The sequence below is a fragment of the Luteolibacter sp. genome (assembly GCF_058122085.1).
In genome coordinates, this window is the sequence record NZ_JBIKBQ010000014.1 from 1 (window position 1) to 24,998 (window position 24,998).

Annotated in this window: 22 protein-coding genes; 6 read left to right on the forward strand and 16 right to left on the reverse strand. The window is 59.3% G+C overall.

Annotation, left to right across the window (positions count from 1 at the left end; all coding sequences use genetic code 11):
* Positions 1 to 1,376: TonB-dependent receptor plug domain-containing protein (locus AC4DF4_RS03560; protein ID WP_490046741.1), on the forward strand; the 1,376-nt coding region annotated here is incomplete at its 5' end.
* Between the two features lie 78 nt (positions 1,377 to 1,454).
* Entirely contained in the window at positions 1,455 to 2,828 is a 1,374-nt protein-coding gene (locus tag AC4DF4_RS03565; RefSeq protein WP_490046742.1) for an L-serine ammonia-lyase, read from the forward strand.
* Between the two features lie 459 nt (positions 2,829 to 3,287).
* Here the strand turns inward: AC4DF4_RS03565 and pheT are convergent, their stop codons facing one another.
* From pheT to AC4DF4_RS03630, 13 genes are all read right to left on the reverse strand, one after another.
* Entirely contained in the window at positions 3,288 to 5,672 is a 2,385-nt protein-coding gene (gene pheT, locus AC4DF4_RS03570) for a phenylalanine--tRNA ligase subunit beta (protein ID WP_490046743.1), read from the reverse strand.
* Between the two features lie 155 nt (positions 5,673 to 5,827).
* On the reverse strand, positions 5,828 to 6,844 hold the full coding sequence (gene pheS, locus AC4DF4_RS03575) for a phenylalanine--tRNA ligase subunit alpha (protein ID WP_490046774.1): 1,017 nt from the start codon (positions 6,842 to 6,844) through the stop codon (positions 5,828 to 5,830).
* Positions 6,845 to 7,191: 347 nt separating this feature from the next.
* A complete protein-coding gene (locus tag AC4DF4_RS03580) occupies positions 7,192 to 8,205 on the reverse strand; it encodes a transposase (protein ID WP_490046744.1) in 1,014 nt (337 codons plus the stop codon).
* Positions 8,168 to 8,533 (reverse strand): hypothetical protein, encoded by a 366-nt coding sequence (locus AC4DF4_RS03585; RefSeq protein WP_490046745.1) that lies wholly within the window; start codon positions 8,531 to 8,533, stop codon positions 8,168 to 8,170. The genes AC4DF4_RS03580 and AC4DF4_RS03585 overlap by 38 nt, the downstream gene beginning before the upstream one ends.
* Positions 8,534 to 8,571: 38 nt before the next feature.
* Positions 8,572 to 10,953: a DUF6288 domain-containing protein gene (locus AC4DF4_RS03590; RefSeq protein WP_490046746.1), complete on the reverse strand. Its 2,382-nt coding sequence runs from the start codon at positions 10,951 to 10,953 to the stop codon at positions 8,572 to 8,574.
* Positions 10,954 to 11,116: 163 nt separating this feature from the next.
* A complete protein-coding gene (locus tag AC4DF4_RS03595) occupies positions 11,117 to 11,842 on the reverse strand; it encodes a putative Ig domain-containing protein (RefSeq protein WP_490046747.1) in 726 nt (241 codons plus the stop codon).
* A gap of 203 nt (positions 11,843 to 12,045) precedes the next feature.
* Positions 12,046 to 14,037 (reverse strand): S8 family serine peptidase, encoded by a 1,992-nt coding sequence (locus tag AC4DF4_RS03600; RefSeq protein WP_490046748.1) that lies wholly within the window; start codon positions 14,035 to 14,037, stop codon positions 12,046 to 12,048.
* A gap of 35 nt (positions 14,038 to 14,072) precedes the next feature.
* Positions 14,073 to 15,020: a S1 family peptidase gene (locus AC4DF4_RS03605; protein WP_490046749.1), complete on the reverse strand. Its 948-nt coding sequence runs from the start codon at positions 15,018 to 15,020 to the stop codon at positions 14,073 to 14,075.
* A 102-nt stretch (positions 15,021 to 15,122) separates the two neighbouring features.
* Complete coding sequence (locus AC4DF4_RS03610; RefSeq protein WP_490046750.1) at positions 15,123 to 15,479, reverse strand: SMP-30/gluconolactonase/LRE family protein; 357 nt, start codon at positions 15,477 to 15,479, stop codon at positions 15,123 to 15,125.
* 334 nt (positions 15,480 to 15,813) lie between these two features.
* Entirely contained in the window at positions 15,814 to 17,031 is a 1,218-nt protein-coding gene (locus tag AC4DF4_RS03615; protein ID WP_490046751.1) for a ubiquitin-like protein, read from the reverse strand.
* 270 nt (positions 17,032 to 17,301) lie between these two features.
* The gene (locus AC4DF4_RS03620) at positions 17,302 to 17,820 is read right to left on the reverse strand and encodes a TlpA family protein disulfide reductase (protein ID WP_490046752.1); all 519 of its coding nucleotides are present in this window, start codon (positions 17,818 to 17,820) and stop codon (positions 17,302 to 17,304) included.
* A 93-nt stretch (positions 17,821 to 17,913) separates the two neighbouring features.
* Entirely contained in the window at positions 17,914 to 19,461 is a 1,548-nt protein-coding gene (locus AC4DF4_RS03625) for an IS91 family transposase (RefSeq protein WP_490046753.1), read from the reverse strand.
* 69 nt (positions 19,462 to 19,530) lie between these two features.
* Positions 19,531 to 19,794, reverse strand: coding sequence for a type II toxin-antitoxin system Phd/YefM family antitoxin (locus AC4DF4_RS03630; RefSeq protein ID WP_490046754.1), 264 nt, complete (start codon positions 19,792 to 19,794; stop codon positions 19,531 to 19,533).
* A gap of 9 nt (positions 19,795 to 19,803) precedes the next feature.
* On the opposite strand from AC4DF4_RS03630, the gene AC4DF4_RS03635 reads away from it, so the two are divergent.
* The gene (locus AC4DF4_RS03635; protein WP_490046755.1) at positions 19,804 to 20,448 is read left to right on the forward strand and encodes an HAD family hydrolase; all 645 of its coding nucleotides are present in this window, start codon (positions 19,804 to 19,806) and stop codon (positions 20,446 to 20,448) included.
* On the opposite strand, the gene AC4DF4_RS03640 is transcribed toward AC4DF4_RS03635, so the two are convergent.
* Both AC4DF4_RS03640 and rdgB read right to left on the reverse strand, forming a co-directional pair.
* Positions 20,442 to 20,963 (reverse strand): NlpC/P60 family protein, encoded by a 522-nt coding sequence (locus AC4DF4_RS03640; RefSeq protein WP_490046756.1) that lies wholly within the window; start codon positions 20,961 to 20,963, stop codon positions 20,442 to 20,444. The genes AC4DF4_RS03635 and AC4DF4_RS03640 overlap by 7 nt on opposite strands.
* A 36-nt stretch (positions 20,964 to 20,999) precedes the next feature.
* Complete coding sequence (gene rdgB, locus AC4DF4_RS03645) at positions 21,000 to 21,599, reverse strand: RdgB/HAM1 family non-canonical purine NTP pyrophosphatase (protein ID WP_490046757.1); 600 nt, start codon at positions 21,597 to 21,599, stop codon at positions 21,000 to 21,002.
* 79 nt (positions 21,600 to 21,678) lie between these two features.
* Between rdgB and AC4DF4_RS03650 the strand changes: the two genes are divergently transcribed.
* From AC4DF4_RS03650 to AC4DF4_RS03660, 3 genes are all read left to right on the forward strand, one after another.
* Entirely contained in the window at positions 21,679 to 22,134 is a 456-nt protein-coding gene (locus AC4DF4_RS03650) for a thioredoxin family protein (protein WP_490046758.1), read from the forward strand.
* Positions 22,135 to 22,156: 22 nt separating this feature from the next.
* Positions 22,157 to 22,609, forward strand: coding sequence for a thioredoxin family protein (locus AC4DF4_RS03655; RefSeq protein ID WP_490046759.1), 453 nt, complete (start codon positions 22,157 to 22,159; stop codon positions 22,607 to 22,609).
* 379 nt (positions 22,610 to 22,988) lie between these two features.
* Entirely contained in the window at positions 22,989 to 23,177 is a 189-nt protein-coding gene (locus tag AC4DF4_RS03660; RefSeq protein ID WP_490046760.1) for a hypothetical protein, read from the forward strand.
* Between the two features lie 38 nt (positions 23,178 to 23,215).
* Here the strand turns inward: AC4DF4_RS03660 and AC4DF4_RS03665 are convergent, their stop codons facing one another.
* A complete protein-coding gene (locus tag AC4DF4_RS03665) occupies positions 23,216 to 24,832 on the reverse strand; it encodes a ShlB/FhaC/HecB family hemolysin secretion/activation protein (protein WP_490046761.1) in 1,617 nt (538 codons plus the stop codon).
* Between the last annotated feature and the right edge of the window lie 166 nt (positions 24,833 to 24,998).

A 24,998-nucleotide genomic window follows, 5' to 3' on the forward strand; every position in this document is an offset into this window, starting at 1 on the left:
GCGGCGAATCCATCGGCGGCGTGCTGTGGGTCGAGACTCCGCACGGCTCCGGCGATCCGCATGGCTCCGCCACCTTCGAAGCGGGCTCGTTCCAATCGCTCGCCGCAAACGCCATGTTCCAAGGAGAAACCGGGCCGCTCTCCTACTTCCTCGCAGGCGGGTATGAGGAAACCGAGAACGACGGGCCTGACGAAAATTTCCACCAAGGCAGCACCGCCCTCCGCGTGGAAGGCAAAATCGACCCGGTCTGGACCGTCGGCACCACCTTCCGCGCGTTTGATAGTTTCTACGACGACCACGGCGCTTCGGAGAACCGCGTGGATTCCAGCCTCGCCACGCTTTACGCCACCGGCGTGATTTCCGACCGCTGGACCGCCCGCTTCCTCGCAGGCTACCAACAGGAATTTTACGACAACGACTCCGCTTCCGGAAACTACGGCACCGACACGCGCGCCGGCAGCATCTCCACCGACCATGAGATCACCCTCGCCGAAAACCTCCGCCTCCTCGCGGGCGGATTTTTCCATCACGACTCGTTCCAAGTCACCGATGGCGTCGATGAAGGCGGCGACCGCTACGGCGTCCACTCCGCCCTCGAGTGGGACCCCGTCGAAAACCTGACCACCACCGCGGCTTTCCGCTGGGAGAACTACGATTCCTACGGCGACGAATTCACCTGGCGCCTCGGCTCGATCTATCAACTGGAGAAATCCGGCACCTCCTTCCGCGCCGGACTCGGACGATCGTTCCGCGCCCCGAGTTACAACGATCTGTTTTACAACATCGACCTCGGCTATTTCAACTATGTCGCCAACCCCGACCTCGCCGCCCAGTCCTCCATCGGTTGGGACATCGGCATCGAACAGAAAATCGGCGACCACCACACCCTCGAAGCCACCTGGTTTTCCAACCGCATCGAGGACGCCATCGAATCCTACGCCAATCCCTCCGGCGACTTCACGACCTACACCGCCGCCAACCTCCCCGGCACCACCACCGACGGCCTCGAGCTCGGCATCCATGGCAGCTGGCTGGAAAACGCCCTCAGTTACCGCCTCGCCTGGACCTACCTCCACGAGAGCCTCGGCGACCATCCAAAGAACGCCGCCACCGCCTCGCTCGACTGGAAACCCAGCGCCAAATCCCTCGTCGGCATCGGTGCCACCCATCTCTCCGACCACTCGTGGGGCGGCGATCCGCTGGAATCCTACACCGTCGCCCGCCTCTACGGCTCCTATCAGATTTGCGACAAGGTGAAGCTCCACGCCCGCCTCGAAAACGCGTTCGACGAATCCTATCAGCTCTCCAGCTTCTACGGCACCGTCATCGAAGGCGCCGGCACCGGCCTCTACGCCGGCCTCACAGTCGATTGGTGAAACGGACCGCTTCACACCCGCTGGCATTCCGCTTGCCAGCCGGCGGCCGCGGGGGTTGCATCGGACATCAAGCCAGCCATGCCTCTCTCAGCACTCGATTTGTACACGGTCGGCGTCGGCCCGTCGTCCTCGCACACGGTTGGGCCGATGCGCGCGGCCTGCCGGTTTGTCAGGGAGCTGGAAGCGAAGGGACTCGCCCCGCGGGTGGTCCGCTTGAAATGCGGTTTATACGGCTCGCTCGCGGCCACGGGAAAAGGCCACGGCACGGATGTCGCGGTGATCCTCGGGTTCCTTGGCGAGAAACCTGAAGACGTCGATATCGATGCGATCCCCGCCCGCCTCGAAGACCTGCGCGCGAGAAAACGTTTGCGGGCGCCATGGGGGACGGAACTCGATTTCGAGGAAAAGCAGGACTTGGATTTCAAACGCCTCAAGCCGCTGCCGCTGCACCCGAACGGGATGCATTTCACGGCGCTGGATGCCGCGGGCGAGCCGGTTTGCGACGAGGTGATGTATTCGGTGGGAGGCGGATTCATCGCCACCGTGGCGGAAATGAAACAGCCCGCGCCCGCTTCCATCAGTCTGCCCTATCCATTCGCCAACGCCGTGGAACTGATGGAACACTGCGCCGCCACCGGCCTCCCGGTGAGCGGCGTGATGTGGGCGAACGAAGCCGCGTTCCGCCCGGAAACGGAGACCCGCGCCCGCTTGGACGGGATCTGGAAAGCCATGCAAGCCTGCGTGAAACGCGGGTGCGACCAGGAAGGAATCCTGCCCGGCGGCCTCCACGTCAAACGGCGGGCGAAGGCGATCCATGAAAATCTAATCAACTCGCCGGAGGCCGCGTTGAAAGACCCGCTGACCATCCTCGACTGGGTCAACCTCTACGCCCTCGCCGTGAACGAGGAAAACGCGGCGGGCGGCCGGGTCGTCACCGCTCCCACCAATGGCGCGGCCGGCATCATCCCCGCCGTGCTGCATTACGCCGTGAGATTCCGCCACTCGCCGTTTCCCGATGGAGAACACCGCTTCCTTCTAACCGCCGCCGCGGTCGGCATGCTCTACAAGCGCAACGCCTCGATTTCCGGCGCGGAAGCCGGCTGCCAGGGCGAGGTCGGAGTGGCCTGCTCGATGGCCGCCGCCGGACTTGTCGAGTTTCTCGGCGGCTCCCCGAAACAGGTCGAGAACGCCGCCGAGATCGGCATGGAGCACAACCTCGGCCTCACCTGCGATCCCATCGGCGGGCTGGTGCAGATCCCCTGCATCGAGCGCAACGCGATGGGCGCGGTCAAGGCGATCAACGCCTCGCGCCTCGCGCTTTCCGGCGACGGCACGCACTTCGTCTCGCTCGACAAGGTCATCCGCACCATGCGCGACACCGGCCGCGACATGAAATCGAAATACAAGGAAACCTCCCGAGGCGGGCTCGCCGTCAACGTGGTGGAATGTTGATAGAATTGAAACCCGCAAAGGCAATTTTACCCCCGCCCCATCCTCAGTGCCTCTAGCACTTTCTGATGCTTGACGTCTCCCTCGCCACCATCCGTAAATGGGAATGTGCCACCGCCGAATCCGGCGGCGCGGCGACGGACTCGAGGGCGGTGGCAAGGCTGCATCCGGAGGCGATTCGCGAAGCGCTACTTTTAGGCAAATGACAATTGGCAGAATATTCAAATGGTTGGCAATTGACCGAAAGTGAAGGTGTCAGGCCGCCTGGCCAAATGCAGCTGGGCCGTCCTGCCATCGTTCGAAATCGCGATGGCGAGGAAGAACTTGTGGTGATTCCAAAGGCGCTTGTCCATGAGAAGCGCGCTGCAAATAACAGCGGTGTGAGCGTCGCGTTTGATCCGGCGACCCACCGGGCATATTTCTCACAAAGTCATCGGTAGGTCAGTCCACGTTGATGGGGCATCACCGGAACTTCACCCCCAGCCCCTTCGTCAGTGTTTCGAGCACTTTCTGATGAGCGGCGTCGATCTCTTCCGTCTTGAGCGTGCGGGTGGGCTCGCGGTATTGGAAGCGATAGGCGACGGACTTGCTGTCGGCGGCGATCTTCTGGCCTGTGGGGTCGGTGAAGACGTCGAAGCACTCGGACGAGACTAACAAAGGCTCGGCGAGCTTGGCGATGACGGCTTCGATCTGCGCGTTCGGGGTGGTGAGGGGGAGCTCCATCGCGGCGTCGCGGGAGGAGCCGGGGAACTGCGGGAGGTCCTCGACGTGGCTGATGCCGTTGAGGAGTTTTCTCAGTTTTCCGAGGTCTAACTCGGCGACAAAGACGGGCGTTGTGAAATCCAATTCACGCTCGCGGGCGGGTGTTAGCCGTGCGAAGACGCCGATGTTCTGGTCGTCGAGCTTGATGTCGCTGGCGAGCACGAAGCCGGGGCGGTCCTTCGGGGCAAAGGTGATTTTCCGGTCGCCTAGCAGGGCGGAGAGGACGCCTCTGAGGTCGTAGAGATCGGCGGTGCGGTCGGCTTGGGACCAGCCGGTGGGTTGGGCGGAGCCGGAAAGTAACACGGCGAGCGTTTCGCTTTCCTGGTCCTTGGCTTTGCCGCCGCCGGCGTTGCGGAAGACGCGGCCCATTTCGAAGAAACGCAGGGATTTCGCCTGTTGGCGGACGTTTCTCGCAGCGGAGGCGATCAGGCCGGGAACGATGCTCGGACGCATGACGGCGTGGTCTTCGCTGAGCGGGAGTTTCACGCGGATGACATCGCCGTCCTGCATGGGGCGCAGCGGCAGGATGTCGGAAACCTGGGCGTCCGAGATGAGCTTGATGGTCTGGCATTCGTGCAAACCGAGCGCGGCGAGGCGGCGGCGAAGGACCATATCGGCATCGTAAGCGGCATCGACCGGGCTGGCGGGGACGAAGGTGCCTTGGAAACGCGACGGCACGTTGGCCAGGCCGTGGACGCGGGCGATTTCCTCGACGAGATCGATGTGGCGTTGGAGATCGGCGCGGAAGGATGGGACGTCCCAAGTGCCGTCGGCGAGCTTGGTTAGGCCGAGGCGGGTGAGGATTTCCTCGGCGTCTGCCAGAGGAATGGAGCCGCCCATGAGTTGGTCGAGTTTCTTGGCGTCGAGCGTGACGGGCTGGGTGAGAACCGGAGCCGCGCCGGCGACTTGGGTGGTGGCTTCCGCGGTGCCGCCGGCGATTTCGAGGATGAGTTTCACGGCGAACGCGGAGGCGGTGAGAACGCCTGCCGGATCGCCGCCGCGCTCGAAACGGTAGGAGGAATCCGATGTCAGCGAGGTGCGGCGCGAGGTGCGGCGGATGCCTTGCGGGGTGAAATAAGCGGACTCCAACAGAATGTCGGTAGTCGTTTCGGTGACGCCGCTCTCGGCTCCGCCCATGACGCCGGCCAGAGCGAGAGCGGTGCCCGATTCGTCGGAAATGAGGAGATCGTCTGGGGTGAGGACGTGGGTAGATTCGTCGAGCGCGAGGAAGGTTTCACCGTCGTTGGCGTGGCGGACGATGATGTTGCCGGTGAGTTTCGCGGCGTCGAAGGCGTGGAGCGGCTGGCCGAGTTCGTGGAGCACGAAGTTGGTAACATCGACGATGTTGTTGATCGGGCGCAGGCCGATGGATTCGAGACGCTGCTTGAGCCATGCGGGGCTTTCCTTCACGGTGACGTTGGACATCCTAACGGCGGTGTAGAGCGGGCAGGCGGCGGGGGCTTCGATGCGGATTTGACTCGTGGGCGAGACGCCCACGCTCCTTGAGGGGATTTCCAGCGGGAGCAGCGGAGTTTTCAGCAACGTGGCGAGCTCGCGGGCCATGCCGCGGTGGCTGAGGAGGTCGGGGCGGTTCGGGGTGACTTCGAGCTCTAGCAGGGTGTCGGAGTCGAAGAGTTGTTTGACGGGTTTGCCGATTTCCGCGTCCTCGGGGAGGATGAGCAGGCCGTCTTCACCGGCGGGCAGGCCGATCTCGGCGGCGGCGCAGAGCATGCCTTTCGACTCGACCTTGCGCATGACGGTCTCGCCGATGGTGAAGCCGCCGGGGAGTTCCGCGCCGGGGAGGGCGCAGGGGACTTTGTCGCCGACTTTGTAGTTCTGGGCACCGCAGACGATCTGGCGCAAGCCAGCTTCGCCGCAGTTGACCTGGGTGACTTTCAGGCGGTCCGCGTTCGGGTGCTGGACGGCTTGCATGATCTGGGCGACGACGATGCGCTCCGAGGCGATGCCTTTGGAAACGATGCCTTCGACTTCGACGCCGGCGAAGGTGAAGAGGTCGTCGATTTCCTTGATGGATTTACCGGAGAGGTCGAGGTGGGTGGCGAGCCAGTTGAGAGAAATGTTCATGGAGAGAAGAGGAAGATTTTTTAACCGCAGATGGACGCAGATAAACGCAGATGGGAGAGGGGATGAAGATTTTGAGGCACCGCGAATCCGGTGAATAAGAATTTCTGAATCTTATCTGCGTCCATCTGCGTTCATCTGCGGTTCAATTTCATTCTTCAAGCGAACTGCTTGAGGAAACGGGCGTCGTTTTCGATGAGGAGGCGGATGTCTTTGATGCCCCAGCGGATCATGGCGAGGCGGTCGAGACCCATGCCAAAGGCGAAGCCGGTGACTTTTTCGGGGTCGAAGGCGTTGTCCTTGCGGGACTTGTTGATGGATTCGAAGACGGCGGGATCGACCATGCCGCAGCCGGCGACTTCGATCCAACGCGGGGCCTGGCCCTTGACGGTGAGTTTCACGTCGATCTCGAAACTCGGCTCGGTGAACGGGAAAAAGTGCGGGCGGAACCGGACTTCCGTGCTCGGGCCGAAGAGTTCGTGGAGGAAATATTCGAGCGTGCCCTTGAGGTCGGGGAGGGAAACGTCGGTGCCGACGTAGAGGCCTTCGAGCTGGTTGAAAACGGATAGATGGGTGGCGTCGATTTCGTCGCGGCGGTAGGCGGAGCCGGGGGCGATGATGCGGATCGGCGGCGTCTGGGTTTCCATGGTGCGGACTTGCACGCTGGAGGTATGGGTGCGGAGGAGCTTTCCGGAGTCGAAATAGAAGGTGTCCTTTTCGTTGCGGGCCGGGTGGTCGGCGGGGGTGTTGAGGGCGTCGAAGCAATGAAACTCGTCCTCGATTTCCGGGCCGTCGGCGAGGGCGAAACCCATCCGGCGGAGGATGCCGATCGCTTGGTCGCGGATGAGCGTGAGCGGGTGCAGCGAGCCGACGTGGATTTGGCGGGCGGGAAGGGTGACGTCGATGCCGGCGAGTGCGGCGCGGTCGGCGATTTCCCGGAGGGCGAGTTGTTTTTCCTCGAGCGCGGCGGTGATGGCGGTGCGGGCGGCATTGAGAAGCTGACCGACGGCGGCTTTGTCCTCCTTCGGCACGTCCTTGATGCCCGCGGCGACGAGGGTGAGGGTGCCTTTTTTGCCGAGCACGGCCACGCGGGCGTCGTCGAGCGCGCGTTCGTCCGCGGCGGCGGAAATTTGCGCAAGCGCTTCAGTTTGGATGGCTTCGATTTGCTCCTTCATGGGAAAGGGGTCGGAAATAGACACAAACCCGGCATCGGTCAAAGCCAAGCTGCGGGAAGTGCGGTCGCTCCCAGGGCGTTTCGCAATCGTATGGCGGTGAATGGCAAACCGTCCTTCCTTCCTCGTCTTGGCGCACTTGTGGGTGATGCCGGGACAATCCTCCTCGTAAATTAGGCTCACCGCCTCAGACACCGCGGCGTGGATGATCTTCTCCTCCAGCGAGCCGTTCCTAACGGACGCTTTCGCCCGTCGGGCTTGGGCATCCAGCTTCCACGCGAGGCCTTCGCCCGGTAGCTTCGCCGGTGAGGAAATGGGGTCAGTGTGCAAAACTTGACAAAAAAGACCCCTCACAAGCTTGAACTCCATGCCTCGCTGAGAAAAGTCTGCATTTCGGGAGACAGCTTGGACTGGGTTTTCACCCGATTGAACCGGCGCAACTGCTGGCTCACGTTTGCTGCGCTGCGCATGGACAGTTTTTTTGCGATCCACTCCTGCGAGACAGTCGTCCGTTTCCAGAGGAGTTCCGCCAGAGCCAGTTTCCGTGGATCAGATCCTTTCATGCTTGGCAGATCTTTCGCCACCAGACCCGACTGCTGCAGACCCTCTGCCAGCCAGCGCTCCGCCTGCTCCTCGCTGTGCGCCGTGACCTGCGGGGTTTTGCGGTAGGCTCGCGACGATCGCGTCTTTTCCTTGATGAGCTTTTCGGAAATCCTCCGCAGTTTCTCAGCAAACTCCTGGCTTCCCCAATACCAACCGCGCCGAAGATGGCTGCACCGCGCATCCAGCTGTTCCGCATCGACCGGCATCCCGCACTTCTTGATCTCTTCCTCCACCGCCCGGCGGTCCAAGCGCTCCACCATCCGTCGCCGACCGGCCCCGGTGTCCGGCAGATCGAATCGTTCCAGTCCCTCCGCGGCGGCCAACCATTTCGGGCGCATTCCCGGCGGCAAGGCCCAACCTCCGGCCACACTGCTCCACGGATAGTCCAGGACACTTTGGCCCTTTTTCGGCTGGACCAACCGCGCCCGAACCGGATTGAGGTGAATGTAGTCGGCCAGCGTCCGGTAGTGATACGTGTCTACCCCATCCACCACAACCGCCTTGTAACGGTCGCCAAACAGTCGGCCCCAGGCCATGTGGCGCACGTTGTAACGGCGGGTGATCGTATTCTGTAGCCAGCCCATGCCAGCAACCAGATTGGGCTCCGGCGTCTCGATGAAGAGATGATAGTGGTTTCCCATCAGCACCCAGGCGTGTACCCGCCAACCGGTCATCGCGCAGGCCTCGGAGAGGGTGGCGAGGAAAAACCGGCGATCATCGTCGTCATGGAAAATCGTTTCGCGCCGGTTGCCACGCGCCATGACGTGGTAAAAGGCACCGGGAAATTCGATTCGCAGACTGCGCGGCATGCTGGGACCGTAGGTGAGAGGGGGATTTTGTCAAGATTTGCACACTGACCCCATTTCCCACCAACCATTTTCCATCGGCCCCGGCTTTGGCGGTGGCCTTCTGGTCGGCAAAGGTGACGGTGACGGATTCATCGGGATTCGCCTTACCCCAGACAGGAACCTCCATTTCCTGTTGCAGCACCATGTGGTCCGTGAAGACCGATGCGAGTTCGACGGCGCTTGTGTGACTTGCAAGCAGGATCGTGACGAACGAGGATGCGAAGAGCGGTGTGATTTTCATGAGTGAATCGAATTCAAAAGGGAAATGACCTGAACGAGCTACGGCTTGGCGTGACTCTTTCTAAAATCCTCCATGCCGACCAAGGCAGGTGATTGAGTGCTACCTTCGATGGTGGCGATTGCCTTATCGACCAACGCGACATTGACGCGGATCTCCTTCAACTGTGGTAAGACTTCCTTGGCATGGCTACCGTAACGGGTGAGGTAGGTAAGGCATTTCGGGATTCGGTTGCCTTGTCCCCAGCGGGTTGGATCGATCACCTGGATGCAGAGCGGAATGCCTTCGCGGATGCCGAGGCGGGATAGCACATCGAGTCCCGCGAGGCGGATACCGTCGGCGAACATCTCGCCGCTGGGAGCCAGCTTCTGGATCGCTTGGATGATCTCGGGAAGCAGCATGGCGATGTCTTGATCGGTGAGTTTGGCGTAGATTGGAGAGAGATCTCCGCGGGCGCGGCCGTCCTGATTTTTGAGGATGGACTTGATGGCCGGGTAAAGGAGATCGCGATCCACACCGTCGAGCGAGCCGGTCATGATGCCACCGGTTTTTGAGAACAGGGCCACCGTTGCGGCGCGATGGGCCATGCCGCGCGGGTCACCGGGCATCGGGGTGCCCATCATGACGAGCAAATCAGGCAGGGATTTCTTGCGCTCTTGCTCACCAATCGCAGCGAGCGAAGTCACAGCCAGCGAGCGCAACCACGGATCGTCAGCCTTGAGCAAGGCGCGGAGTTGTGGCGCGGCGGGATCGGCCTTGGCGCCGAGAAATCCAAACGCCTCAGCCGCACCGTAGCGGGTGTCGAGATCCTTGGATTCCAGCAACTCCAACAATGTGGGCAGGTGGTTTCCTTCACGCTTGGCGAGTTCCTCGCCAGAGCGCTTGCGAACGATGGGTGACCAACTCGACAGACCAGCGATTAGATCCTTCACGCTACGGTTCGCGTAGAGGAGAGGAGCCTTGGCCTTGGTCGGGAAGTACCCGCGGCCATCAGCGATGAGTTGATCGGCCTGCGATTTCGAAGCTGGCTTCACCGAACAGGCACCCTTGCCGGTGAGGCGGATTTTCTTGAGCGGCAGTGCGTAGGCGAGCAGGCAGGCACCGGTATTGTCCCAGCCTTTGTATTTCCCGTGCTCCTCTTCGCCGACCGGGGAACCTTGATAGGGGAAACTGTTGTCCCAGCCGCGGGCGAGTTCGTAATACCAACCTTGTTCCTGCCAGTAGGCCCCGCTGGCCTGCGGACCGCAGCGGGAAACACCGGGCATGGCCCACACGATGTTGAAGTAATTGCCGGTATGTCCGCGTTCGCGTTCGTCGTAGGCCGCCACGCTCATTTTCGCGAAGAAGGTGGCAGCCTCGACATCACCTAACAAATCGAAGAGAACAGCCGCGTTGGAGGATTTTCCGTTGTCCTCATGACCCGGCCATGGTGCGTGATCACCGTAGGGAGGAGCACCTTTGTTCATATACCAGCGGAGGAAAGAGGAGACGCGGTCGATCGCCTTGTCGAGATCCGGGTTTTTCACACCGGCTTCGCGGGCGAGCACCATACCGACTGCAAGCGGCATGCCCGGCGAGTTCATGGCACCATAGCCGTTAAGATTGCCATCGGGCCGGGCGAACTTGTGCCCCCATGTGCCCACGCCGCTCTGGCCACGAGCGGATTCGAGAGCCAGCCGCGTGAGTCCCGGCATGACTGACTGGTCGCCGGTAGCGATGACGTATTCCGCGAGAAAGATCAGCGCGTAACCGTAGTGCCAGGTGGCCATGCTTTCCATGCGCAGCTCGGCGGCGAGCTTCGCATACCCGGCGACCAGCGGCTTGTATTCCTCCTTGCCGGATGCCAGCAGGGCCATGGCGTTGATACTGTTAGGAATGGAAGTGCCGGACAACCCGCGCTTGGCGATCGCCTGGCAACCGAGATCGAGGATTTTCGCGGATTTCTTGCAATCGTAGGGTGCGGTGGCGCTGTAGGTGCCCAGGACGGGAAGTTTGATTTCGACGGTTTCGGTTTTTCCGGCACGCCAGCGAATGAGTTGGAGGATGCCTTTGGAGGCCTCCTGTTCGGCGGTGGTGACAGCCTTGGCGAATTGGATGCGGGCGTCCTGATCGAATGGTTTGCCACCCACGCCGAGGATCACGTCATCCGCTTGGAGAATGCCGTCGGAAGGAGAACCTTTGGCCACATTCGTGATGAGGATCTGGCGGGCTTCATCGGTATGTTTCCATGCGTAGATCCAGCCACGAGCACCGGTGGAACCGAGCGTCCAGTCATGGCTGTCGTCGGATTTCCCACCTTGGGTGAAATCCGGTATCGGGGTTTTGCCTTTGGCGCGGGAAGCAGCCATGCCATTCTCGGATAGGCCTATGACAAACGCGCAAAGTGCGAGTATCGGGGTGATGGTTTGTTGGATGGTTTTCATGCGTAGGGTCGGATTTGTGATGGAAAGAAAGAACCGGATAAGCCCTACGCATACGCCATGATTCGGATGGTCATTACAAAGATCGATGGGATTTGAGAAAAAGCGGGGTAATTGCCATGGCATCGCACTCCATGAATGATCGAATACATGTGAACGGACGGAATCATGGTGTTGGCAAGGCTCTGAGGCGGCAGAAGATCCGACCGCTGTCATCGACCGCACTGGCGGGAATGGTGGCTTGCACTTGGTTGATGTTGCCGTTTGGCGTTACTTCAAACGCCACGCCGCTGGATGGATCAATACCGCTCGAGGAGGGAACGGCCACGGTGTGATCCTCCCATGAGTCGCCGACGCCCAAATCCCGGCTGAACTGCAAACTGAGGGTGGCCGCACCCCGATGGGCGGCATTCAGGCAGTTGAAAGACAAGGTCAATCCGCCATCATTCGCCCTCCGCGCTGCCGGAAGCCGACTGTTGGCGCTTTGCCCGGGCGAAGGTGAGCCAAGCACCCATGCGACTCCGTCGGGAACGCCGTCGCCATTGGCATCATCCCCGAATGCCGATGCGCTTCCGGACGACCAAACCTCAAATGCGGATTTCACCGTGATGTTGAGTGTGGTTTGCACGGTGGAGATGCCATCGCTGACACTCACGACAAAGCTGTTGTCTCCCAGATGGCTGCTCAATGGCGTTCCCGACAGTGCCCCGTCCGCAGCCACGCTCAACCATGTCGGACCACTGACTTTGGCGAATGTGAGCACGCCGCCACTGACGTCGTTAGCGGATCCTGCAAGAGTTGCCTGGTTGCTAAGGAATTGCTTTTGGGGTGAAGGCCTTTGAGGAAGCTCATGAGAGGACCGGAGACGGGGGAAAAGGGGGTTGTCTATCACGGCTCACGGCAAACAAATTGTCGCCATCCATCAACTGATCCTCAACCAGAAGTCATCAACGCCGACCTCGCTTGAGCCAAATGACATCCTCGAAAAATTTTTTATCAACTCAGAGTTTCATTTTCTGAACACACCACCCACACCCCCGACTGCGCCAATCGACACATAGGTATCAACCAAAAACGCGATCCTACAACACGGCCTCAGCATCTCTTTCGCATCGCAGCCATAGCACGACCCCTGGAGAAAACCAGCAAGGGTCCACAAAGCGAAACCAGCAGCAGGCTGCCAGGCTCCGGCACAGCCACGGCATTCCACGAAAGACCATAGTTCTGAAGAAAAGAATTTGTGCCCCAGATATCGTTGAGCGTGTTGTCGAAAGTATTGCCACCATATTCAACGCGTATGCCATACCGTCCAGTGGTCGGCGCGGTGAAGGATAGGTGCTCGACGTTATTATAGAAACTCTCCGAGCGGGCAACGAGGTCGGTGAATGTGTTGTTTTGATCAAGTGCCCATACAGACAAATTGAGGTTGGCTTGGGCGACTTCATAAAGATCACCCATAAAGGGGTCAAATTCACGTGCACGCATCCAGGTGAGAGTGGTGGTGATCGTGCTGTTGCCAAGGATCGGATTGGCCAGCAGATAGTCGTTGTTGGTACCCACCATGGCATTGCCGTAATCCCACCCGCTTGTGGCTACACTGCCAAGCTGACCCTGACCCGTGCCCGAGACATCGATCTGCCCATTCACCTGCAACTGGAATGTCGTATCCAGATTCATGCGCCCGGTGCCGACAACCCAGTCGACCGACTGCGTGGTGCTGATGTACGAATCCCCACCGGCACTGGCCAGAGTCTGACCATTGCTCCAGCCACTGGTCTTGTCGGCACCATTGAGGAGAAGAGCCTTGGTGACGACGCTTTGCCTGGCGTTCTGGTTGCCGGATAGTTCGCTAAGCGTCTTTGCGGCGCTTGCAACAAGGCTGGCACCACCCGCCACAAGTGGCGCGGAGAAACTCGTGCCCGCAATACCCTGAGAGTACTGGTTGGTGGCCGTGTTGTTGGTCGATCCTGCAAGAGTGGTATTGTTGCCACCATTTTGGCCGCCATAGAAAGCACTGCTAAGGGAAACACCCGGCGCCGAGATGTCCACCGCCGCACGCACTCCGTTCACAATCACCATGGCGCCGCTCTCGTTGTAATACCCGAAGCTCTGCGGAGAACGGCTGCTGAAGCTTGCCGCAGCATCAAAAGTATTGGCGTTGCCAAGCGCACCAACCGTGATGGTATTGTAGCCAGCTCCCGGAGCACCCACCGAGTTGGACCCTGGCCCGCTATTACCAGCACTGGTAACATAGGTCGAAAACGGATTCTGATAGGCCATCGAATCGCTGAACAATGTGAAAACAGCCGTGCCTCCCGGATCCGTGTAACCAAAACTCGAATTAATCACATCGGACGCGGCGAATGAGTTCGTAAATGCGGTCACATAGGAATTCGCACTGTTGGAGAATGCTCCCGCATAAGCAGTTCCAGACCATGAAGTGGCAATCGCCGCACTGCGAAGGTCCGTTCCGTAGGCAATGCCCTGCTGAAAAATTCCTCCATTGGTATTGGTCTGGCGACCTCCAATCAACATGCCCACCCATGTCGCATGACGATCGTACTTGGGTGCTACCAAAGTGCCGCCCCAAGTGTCCGACGAGTGGGTGAAACTGGTGACATGACCAAGCGATTCATGACCGTTCCAGATATGACCTGCCTCAAGGTTGGTTGTGACGGTGTTCTGGCCGGTGATCGATGTGGAGTGATTGTAATATCTGTTGGCTCCCAGGAAATAGTTGCCGTTGAACGAATTGCCGCCAACGCTCGATGTGAAATCGCCAACCGGAGCGACCGAATGCTCAGGCTCATAGGTAAATTGGGATTCAATGCCTTGCGAGGTATCAAAGGCAATGGCATTCATGCCATCCAACAGACCATCGGCACAAACCGCAGAAACCTGAAGCCATGCGCAAGCAAGAAGGATCGACGGACTCTCAAACAAAATGGGGCGAATAATCATGCAGGCAGGGCTTAGGGTGTTTTTTGCTGCTAGGACTTTGCTTTCTGCGGGAGGCCCCTGAAAGAGCCATTGGGTCGGAGTTGCTAAGGAATTGCTTTTGGGGTGAAGGCCTTTGAGGAAGCTCATGAGAGGACCGGAGACGGGGGAAAAGGGGGTTGGAATCATTCTTTGATCAGATCGAGGATCGTTCTTGAGGCGACGGAATTCTTGACGGTCATTTGGTGGTTCATGCCGATGAAGAGTGGCTTGCCATCGACGATAGTGGGTTTGGTCTCCTTGTCGGCGATTTCCAGAGCTTTGCTCTTTGCGTCGATGCCGAGCGGGAGGTTGTTGTAAGTGATGGAAACGGTGTTAGAAACCATGCCGATCATATTGCCTTGATGGTTGAAAATGCAGCCGCCGCTGGATCCTTTGGCGTAATCGGCGGTGACGTTCATGACGCATTTTTCCTTATCGTTGAGGTAGAAGCGGGAGATGCAACCATGGGTCAATGTGTAGAAATTGCCAACAGGGTGGCTGATGATGGTGGCGGGCTTGCCGACCGGTTCATCACGAAATATCGGAGCAGCTTGCAAGCCGCTGGCGTCTTTGAGTTTGAGGATGGCGACATCGCCGTCTTGATCAGCTGCGAGGATTTCATCCACTAGGAAGGCCTTGCCGTCGATGGTCATCACTCCCATGCCGATGAGTTTTGATTGGTCGCTCTCGGCCACATGGTAATTGGTGACTACGATTCCATTTTCGTGGATGACGACACCGGTTGCGATGTTGGTGTGAGTTTTTACGCACTTGTTGCTTTTGCAGTGGTAGAGTTTGGAGACCATCACCACGCTGCCGATGCATTTTTGATAGATGTCAGCAGGGGTCATTTCTGCGGTGTTGACAGACGGCAGGTCGAGCTTGCAGGACTTGCGTGACAATTGTTCTTTGAGTTTTTCATATGGCGTGTGGTTGCCGGCTTTGATCAGTTCAGCCATTTTTGCTTCAAAGTCCTCGCGTAGTTTTTTGTCGTTGATGACGAGTGGCGCGGATTCAGCGTTTTGCGCGTGGCTGGTGATCGCGCTAAAAGCGATGGCTGTGCAGGTGAGGATGGTATGCCAGATCTTCATGTGAGGGTACTACGTTTGGGGTCGGGAAAAGTTTCCGTTAAAACGAACGCGAGTTCGTGGTTTGTTCAATTATCTGCCTTATGGATGACAAGGCGTTCTTATTCAGCCTTCAAAGGCATGGGCGGTAACCCCTTTGGTCTTGAGGCCGCGAATGACGAAGAGGCGGCCTGCGTGTTCTTCCTTGGCGGTTTTATGGACACCCGTGGTGACGTAGAGATCCTGCAAGTCGGGCCCGCCAAATGCACAGGCGGTGGTTTCTAAGCAAGGCAATGGAATGCGGCGCAATTCATCGCCAGTGCTTGGATTGAACGATGATACGCAACCGCCGTGGCAGAATGCGATCCATAGATTGCCCTTGGCATCGATCGTCATGCCATCCGGTGAGGCGTCGATGTGGCTGGTGGAAAACGCGGTGCGCAAGTTGCGCAGGTGGCCGTCATCGTAGTCGAATGCGAGCACTTCGTTGCTAAGGAATTGCTTTTGGGGTGAAGGCCTTTGAGGAAGCTCATGAGAGGACCGGAGACGGGGGAAAAGGGGGTTGGTGAGTCGGCCAATCGAGCAGTAAGAACATCGGCGAGTGGAACATGCTTCTGCGCCTCGCGCTGAAACACTCGGCGGATAGCATCAGAACATCGGTGGATCAATGAGAAGGACATAGCATTGTGGAGTAACCCATCCAGCTGCAACACGGCAGCTTGGCGCTGCTTCTAACAGACCAATGCTGACCCAAGATAAAGACGTAAACCAAGTGAGAGGCAAGCATCACCCATCGATTTAGATTGTTAAACATCAACTACAATGAAATACCCCAAACCAACGATACCCATGCAGTCGAATCGCCACCTTCGGTGGTGCCATTGAGTCGTAAGTTGATAGTGCCAACTTCGGTGATGGCCCTGATGCCGACCGAGCCGATCATCCAAGTGTCATCTGCTTCCGACATCATCAAACTGAAGTTAGATCCCAATGCCTGACCATTCACGGCGGAATTCCTCTCGCTCAATTGTTGGTACATACCGACTTCTCCAGTCACTGCCATGAATGGATTGATTTCATAAAGCATGTTTAGACCTGCACGCGCTTCGAGGGAATGATCGGTGCGAGAAGCATAGATGGCAGGGGCCGCACCACCCGCTTCGCTATAGCCGTCGACTTGTGATTCGATGAAAGATAGGTCGACGTAGGGTGAAAATTCGCAGCCTGCGAGCGCGAACGAATTTTCCCAGTCGACTCGTGCACGAAACGCGCATGTGCTAATATCGGTCTCGCCATAGGAATAGTCGGTTGCCAATCCGGTATCATAAGCGCGCAATATATCCGCAGCGGATTGGTGATAATATCCGGTAAATGTCATCCAGGCATTCGAGCCTAGTCCTTCCGCTGGCAAGATGAGTTCACCCAGCAGGTATTCGCCGCGCATTTCCTGGTCGCCTCCTAGGTAGGTATCGTGATCACTCCAAGACTTACCCAAGCCAATACCAAGCTGGATTCCAGAAGAACTCAAAACGCGTGAGGCTCCGATTTCAGCAATCCCAAAACTACCATCACGTTGGGCATGCTGATCCTCTCCCCAATCGCCGCCGACCCAAAACGCATAGTCTTTCCCCGGCTCGACGCGATAATCCATCGGATGGCCATGCAGCCCGTGCAAAACCATCCCTCCGGTGCGCATCGCAGTTCGTGAAATTTGAGCTTGTTCCGCCACACTCGTTTCATCCAGAAGGACACGGAGCACCAGATGCAGGGTAGATTCCTTCTGAATGTTGTAATCCGAGAGCGTGCGACCATCCTCCAGTTGCTTGCCCGCAAAAATAAGCCGTTGTTGATCAGGAGGAAAGCCTTCCTTGTCCTGGATCTTCTGCTTCACACTATCAATGCTATCGGATGAATCCACATCGAGCGTAATCGTCTTTCCCGTCAGCGTTTTAACAAAAATTTGCATACTCGCATCGGCCTCTGGAGCCAGAGAGATGCCAAAAATTATGGAGAGCAGATAAATGAGTTTTTTCATATTTTGTGAATGATTTGCGAAGAAGACTTTGGGTAATTCAATTCGAAGAGGGAAGATATTTTTAACCGAGGAACTTGCAGGCTTCATAACCAGAGCGGAGCGATGGCAATCTATTCGTGGATGGCACGCCATGGAGTCTTGTTGCTAAGGAATTGCTTTTGGGGTGAAGGCCTTTGAGGAAGCTCATGAGAGGACCGGAGACGGGGGAAAAGGGGGTTGCGATCACCGCTCGTGGGAAGGCGAGATAACAGAAGGGTCTCATGCGGGAGGTTACTTGTCGCCGAGCAAGGCTCTGATGGCGTCCTCCACTTTGCTGTTGTCGCAATCCGCGAGCACGAGTTTGCCCTCGCGGTCGATGAGGTAGTAATCGGGGAAACCATCGACGTGGTAGGCCTTGGCGAGCTTGCCATCCTCATCCACGGCGACGGGGTAGGCGATCTTCTTGGCGTCCACGACCTGTTTCATTTTCTCCGAGCCTTTGGGATGGCAGACGCCGATGACCACGACGTCCTTGGCGTATTTTTCGGCGAGTTCGTTAGTGTGGGGGATGCTGGCGAGGCAGGGTCCGCACCAAGTGGCCCAGAAGTCGAGCACGACGATCTTGCCCTTGAGGTCGGCGAGTTTGAGCGGCTTGGAGTTCGTCCAGTCCTTGAGATCGATCTCGTCGGCAGGGGCGCCCCCGATCTTGGCGAGGCGTTCGCGTTGTTGGGCCGTACCCTCGGCGAAGGGCGTGAGATCGGCGGCATGGGCGGGGGCGATTGCAAGAGCGAGGATGATGAGGCGTTTCATGGCGGTTTTCATTCGCCGCGAGCGTTGCCTTCCGAACCGCTTTGCCAAGATTTCTTTTGGCGGCGGTTTTTTGGCGGATGAGCTTCCTGCTTGTCAGGTGTATTCGAGAACCAGGGTTCGGCCGTCGTCCAATTGGATTTCGTCTGGTTTCCATGTGGGGCGCTGGTCGAAGCCTTCAGGATCGGGATCGGATGGATTCCGGGGACGGTTGAACCAGTCGAGATTCGGTTCGTCGTCGGGTATCCATTCTTTGATCGCCTGCCAGGGCGGTTCGATGGGTTCCATCGTCTCGATGTCGAAAGGAGGCGGCGGTGGCCGAGGGAGCTGGATGATGCCTTCCCAAAGCCCGTGGAGACGGAGGAAGAATTCGATTTGCTCGGGGCGTTTTACTGCACCGGCGAGTTTCATGGGAGCTTTGCAGCATGGGCATTGGAGCGGGTCTGCTCCCCAGACTCTGAGGATGAGGTCACGCCATAAGGGACGCATGGAGCGGGCGGATTGTTTTGGTGGGGCGGGGACGAGGAGGATTTCCGATTGATGATCCGACTTCGCCGAGGCTACGACGGACAGGTTGTTGATTTCTGATTGTTGATTTGAAGGGGGGGCCGGTGGGCGGATGATGCGGTCGGGAATGAGGGATTGTTGGCCTCGGGTTTTGTTGGAATAGAGGCCGTAGTAGCGGACGGTTTGTTTGCCCTTGGGCGGGAGGTGGTCGATGACGGCGGCGATGAAGTCGGGGGCTTTGAAGATCTCGAAGTTGCGCTTGGTGTTGTAATGTCGTTTGGAGCGGTAAATGACGGTCTGGGTGCTGGCGTTCCAGGTGATTTTCTGGAGGGAGAAGGGATGGCGGAGGAGATACTCGGCCAAACGTTTGCGCCCGGCGCTGTCGTGGGCGGCGACGGGCTTTTCGCCGCCGTCGTGGATGTGGAAGCCGGAGTGTTTCCAGAAGAGAAGGTCGGCGAGTTTTTTCGGGCTGATGTGTTTGCCGTCGCGGAGAGCTTGGAGGAAACGATGGCGGAAGAGTTCGATGGCGGGGGCGAGGTCTTCGGCGGGCATGCAGTGGAAACGGCCATCCGGGGTGAAGAGGCCGTCGGCAGCGAGGACGTGGAGGTGCGGGTGGAAGATCAAGTAGTCGCCGAAGGTGTGGACGGCGGCGATGGCTCCGAGTTTGCCATCGGGAAGGTTGAGGCGGGCGCGGAAGATTTCCTGGAGGGTTGCGGTGGCGGTTTTGAAGAGGTGGTGGAGGAGATCGCGGCGCTTGCGGAAGATGCCGCGAAGGATCTTGGGGATGGTGAAGACGAATTGGCGGTGTGGGACTTCGTGGCAGACGGCGGTGGCGATCCAATCGGCCGTCTGCCGGACGCGGCGTTGGTGGCAGGCGGGGCAGAGGTGGCGGCCTTTGCAGGTGAAGGCGAGGAGGCGCTCGTGACCGCAGTCCGTGCAGTGGAAGCGGAGGAAGCCGGAGGCGAGGTCGCCGCAGCGGAGGAAGTTGCGGACGGTGGTGAAGACGTTAGGGCGGAGCGGGCCGAGGGTGGGACGGTGTTTTTTCTCGTAGGCGGCGACGAAGGTGTCCCAGGCGGCAGTGAGGATTTGCCAGAGTGGGGAGGCCCGGGGGCGGCGGGGTTGGTATATGGATGGCACAATGTGTGTTCATAAGAACATTAATCGTGCGGGGCAAGAATGGAGGTGATGGATCGGTTTTGGGGAAGATCAGCTTTTGTGGCTATCGGGATGATCCTCTTCTTTTTGTCTGGCACCTTGAACACCACCCGCAGGTTTGCGCATGGATTCCACCTTGGCCAACGGCACGTTGCGGCGGCAAATGATGACCTCGCCGCCCATTTCCACGATTTCAAGAAACTCGGAAAGCCGGTCCTTGAATTCAGCGGTGTTTACCAGAATCGCCATGGCCACAAACATGGCCAACGGCAAGAAACCGCTTCCGGACTTGCCGCGCCGGGCGGCAAAGGGCATTTCCCCGGCATGGCTTTTTCCGCGGTGTTGTTTGATTTCGACGGGGTCCTGGTGGACACCGAGTGGGCGATCTATCAGGCGTGGCTGCGGACTTTCGAGGACCACGGCCACGACTTGCCGCTGGAAATTTACACGCGCTGCATCGGCTCGGATTTCGCCACGTGGTCGCCGAAGACGCACTTGGAGGAGCTCTCGGGGCTGGCCTTTGATTGGCACGATCTCGACGCGCGGCGGCAGGAGCGGATCATGAGCGACTTGACCGGCGAAGGGACGATGTCGGGCGTGATCGGCTTGCTGGAACAACTCGGCCGCGGAGGGAGCCGGCGGGCGGTGGTTTCGAGTTCATCGCATCACTGGGTGGATGGCTGGCTGGGGAAACTGGCGTTCGCGCACCATTTCGAGACGGTCGTCTGCCGGGGCGACGCGGCGCGAATCAAGCCGGCTCCGGATTTGTATCTGGAGGCGGCGAAACGGCTGGAGCTCCAGCCCGCGGAGTGCCTTGTGATTGAGGATTCGCTCAACGGCGTGAAGTCGGCGAAGGCCGCCGGGATGAGCGTCTGGGTGGTGCCGAACCGGGTGACCGCGGGACTGGATTTCTCGGCGGCGGACCGGATTTTCCCCTCGCTGGTCGAGCTGGCTGGAGCGCTTCAGTAACCGGCCGGGTGGCGCATCACGTGGCCTCGGACCTGGCGGGTCTCCGGTTTCCAGAGCGGACCTGACTCGCCGACGGGGCCGCCGGTATCGAGGCGCAGGCCGGCGACGGTCATGAAAACGTGGCCCTTCCGGGTGTAAATGGTAATCCATTTGCCTTCACCCTTTTTGCCGTAGCCGAAATAGTCGCGGGACGGAATGCTGCCTTTCATGAGGCCCGCCTCGCGGAGGACGTAGGACACGGTGCCGGAGCAATCGTAGCCGGAATCTTTCTGCCGCGCGTGGCCGCCGCCCCATTTGTATGGCCTGCCTTGCAGGCGGTTGCCGGCGGCGACCGCCCGCTTCACGGCGGCCGGGGCGTTTCTCGGCGCGTAGGCGAGTCCGTCCTTCAACAGGGCGGTGCGGCCGCTTTCAAAATGGTAGGAAACCGGCCGCCTGGCTTTGACTTGGCTGGAGCAGGAAACGAGTCCGCTGGAGAACGGCAGGCCGATTGCCAGAACGAGAAGGAAGTTTTTCACGGCGGCCAAATTTGCAAAATTATCAAGCGATGTAAATTATTTTGTCCCGTGCTCGGCGAGGTAGGCAATGACTTGGCCCAGTGCGCGGGCGCGGTGGCTCAAAGTGTTTTTGACCGCGTCGCCCAACTCCGCGAACGTCTGCTCGTGCCCCGTCGGGATGAACAGCGGGTCGTAGCCGAATCCGCCGGTTCCGCTCAGCGCGTCCACCAGCCGTCCCTCGACGGTTCCCGAGAAATTCGCCTGCTCCACGCCGTGGCGGGCGAGCACCATGGTGCAACGGAAGCGGGCGCTGCGATCGGCTTTCCCGGCCATTTCCGCCAACAAGCGGGCGTTGTTTTTCGCGTGGTTTCCCTCCTCGCCGCCATAACTGGACGACCAGACGCCCGGTGCGCCGGCGAGCGCGTCCACTTCGAGACCGGAATCATCGGACAAAACCCAGCCCTCCACGCCGGCGCTGATTCCTTCGGCTTTCAGGCGGGCGTTTTCGAGAAAGGTCGTCCCGGTTTCCTCGATCTCCGGGAAATCCGGAAAGGCCGTCGCGTCCAGCACTTCGAAATCGTCCCCGATCATCGCCCGGATCTCGGCGGTTTTGTGGGCGTTGCGGGTGGCGATGATCAGACGTGGCGGCGCTTGCATGGCCATTCGCTAAACCGAATGAGGCGGCCTGACGAAAAAAATTTGAATAATCCAGCGTTTGGCGGCACTTAATAGGAACATGAAAGCAATCACTTGGCTCGCTGCCGTCACCTGCGGCGCCGCCCTCACCGCCACCGCCTTCGCTTCGACTCCCGAAGGTTGGACCACTGATCTCGACAAAGCCTTTGAAAAGGCCAAGACCGAGAAGAAATCCGTGCTCGTCGAGTTCACCGGTTCCGATTGGTGCCCGCCGTGCATCGCGATGCGCAAGAACGTGTTTTCCACCAAGGAGTTCGTCACTGCGGCTTCGAAAAAATACATTCTCGTCGAATTGGATTTCCCGAAAGGCGACCCGGCGGTGAAGGAGAAAAACCAGCCGTTCGCGGAGAAATACAAAATCGAAGGCTTCCCAACGGTGATCCTGTTCACGCCGGAAGGGAAGGAGTTCACCCGCTTTTACGCCTCCGCGTTCCCTAAAACCGAGGATTTCCTGGCACACCTCGACAAGGCGCTCGAAAAGAAGGACCTCGACTGAAATTGACCCGTTCCGAGCACTCATGAAATTCCTCTTCAAATCCCTCGCCATCCTATCCGTATCCACCTCCCTGGCCCTCGCGGGCGGAGAGGGCTGGCACACCGATTGGGAGGCCGCGAAAGCCAAGTCCAAGGCCGAGAACAAGCCGATTCTCATCAACTTGACCGGCTCCGACTGGTGCGGTTGGTGCATCAAAATCGAGAAAGAGGTCTTTTCACAAAAAGCCTTCAAAGACTTCGCCGCGGCAAACCTGATTCTGATGGAAGCGGACTTCCCCAAGAAAAAGGAACAGACCGCCGAGCTGAAAAAGCAGAATGCGGCCCTCGAAAAACAATACCTCGCGGGCGGGTTCCCCACCGTTTACCTGCTCGACTCCGAGGGCAAAAAGCTCTCCGAAGACATCGGCGAGCTCAAAGGCGGAACGGACGCCTACATTGCGAAACTCAAGGAACTCCTCGCCAAAACGAAGGAGTAGGCCGAGCGACGATCACCGCGGCAGCGCGTTTGACGCGCCAAGGAAAAGGGCCGGAACCCGTGGAAATTTCTCCCACGTCATTCCGACCCTGTCTGGTGGCGGCTTTAAAACCCCTCAAGGGAGGGGCTCAGCAAGCGGCGCCCCCCGGCACCGCTCCGCTGCAGAACACTACTTCGTTAAATGCCACGAAAAATTTGCGGGGTGACGCGCCGCCGGGCCCCCCGGCCCGTCGCTGCGTCGCTGCCCGCAGCGCGCCCTTGCCGATGACGGAGCTGAACGAGTGCCTCGGCGAGCGAGGCCCCCCGACCTCGATAGTTTTGCCTGTGCTGTCGTTCCGCCCCGCTTCCCCCATCGTGCAGGCGGGTTGCTGGTATTTCACATGAATCCGCCCGGCATTGCCGGTGGGAAAGAAGGCGAATTCACCCAATCCAAACCCTTGACCCTGGCGAATCGTTCCCCCCGGATTTTCATCGCCGGTCTGCGGGGTTGGGGTTGGAGTGAAGCTCGTCATCTCTTTACCAATCGCAACCCCCGCGCCTTGATTTCCAAATTAAGTAAACTTTTTTGATGAGCTGGCTTTAAGTAGAGCCGGATGACCTTCCGTTCCTAATAAGTCATCTGGAGGCCGACGTGAATCTCGGAGCCCGCGTCATCCAAGCGCCAGCCGTGATCGACCCGCAGGTCCACCTTGTCGGCCATTTTGATCCGCACGCCCAATCCGGCGCTCGACAGCGAAACCGCGTCTTCCCCGCAGTTCTGCAACATCGCTTGATCGTAAAAGCCCAACAACCTCATCTGATAGCGGGCCTGGATCGTGAGCGCCGGCGCATAAAGTTCCAGACTGCTTTGCCAGCCGTTGTCGGCGTAATATTCGCGCTCGGCGACTCCGCGCACCGTCTGATAGCCGCCCGCCGCGAATTGCTCGACGGGGAGCAGCCGGGTGTTCGCCACTTGGCCGGCGGCGCGCAGGGCGATGCGCCAGTCCGCGCCTAACGACCACCAACCTTGCGTCGCCAGCCGCAGGATTCCGTAGTTCGCCACCGCTTCGGAGTCGTAAATTTGGAAGTCCTCGTCGTCATTTCCCGGGATCACCCCGCCGGGCGCGCCCAGCAAAGTGGTGTCGATCTGGAAAGCCCCGTCATCCCAATCGCGGGCCAAGCCGTAATTGAGCTTCGCGTTCACCAGCCTTACCTCGCCGGGCGAAAAGGGGGCTCCACCGAAAAGCACGAATTGGTTAGTCGCCTTGACCTCGACGCCGGCCGTCAGCCGTTGCCGCCATTTCCCGAGGCTGGGCAATGACAGCTTTTGAAGCGCTGCCATCGACCACGAGGTTCCGGTATTTTCCACCGGCAAACCGCTTTGCATCGAATACGAGAGCACTTCCGCGTAAACCGCGTCGAGCTGGAGCGACTGATGGATGCGGTGAAAGGGGATTTCCCAGCTCAGCGCGTGCGCTTGCAGCGAGGACACGGGATCACCGAGGACCGTCTGCCACGCCAGGATGTGCTCGTTTTTTGTCATTCCCGCCGCTCCGAACATGAAGCGGTCTTTTCCTAGGAGGTCCGGCCCGCTGTTTTCGTAACCGAGCGTCGCCCGCCACGGTCGTTTCTCCGCCAGGCCGATGAGCAAATCCGCGGTCGCCGGTTCGCTGCCCGGAGAGACCATCAACTGCGGCCGCCGGAACACGCTGCGGCCATACCAAGCCATCTGCTCGTCGAGCTCGGAGCGCCGTAAAATTTCGCCGCGCCGCAGTGTAAGCCCCCGGGTGACGGCTTGCGGACTGCCGTATTTCGGGCGGGTGACTCCGACGTTCCCGATCCGGCCGACATCGACAAAAAATCTCAAGATCCCAGTTTCCAAATCCTGATCCGGCGCATCGATGCCTACCACCGGGTATCCTTCGACATCGTAATGGACCAGAATCGTGTCGGCGATGGCGACGAGATCGCCCTCCGCCAGAGGCCGCCCGCTCCAGGGCGCGAGCTTCGCGCCAAGCGTGGTCGGGGAAGGCAGCAGCAAATTCTCCGCCACGCGGAATCCGTCCAAGATTCGGGTCAATTCCTCGCCGCTCCGGGATTCCAGGCGGATTTCCGTGAGCCGCTTGCAGAGGATCGCTCCGGTCCCGACCGCGCGGGTGTCCGCCTTTTTCACCGGCAGTGATTCCACCGGCTTGGGTTCCGGAACGCGCGGATCCACCCCGGGCAGGAACTGCGCGTGGGCCACGGACGTCAGGAAAATAGCCAGCAACGGGCGCATCGCGGATCGGGTTTCGAGGTGGGACTCAGCGGGTGGAGTTTTTCGCAACTCAGCCCGGCTGAGGCGTTTCACAGCACCCACTTAACACGTCCTGACTTTTAGGCCAACATAAACAAGCCGCCGCAAGCAAGGC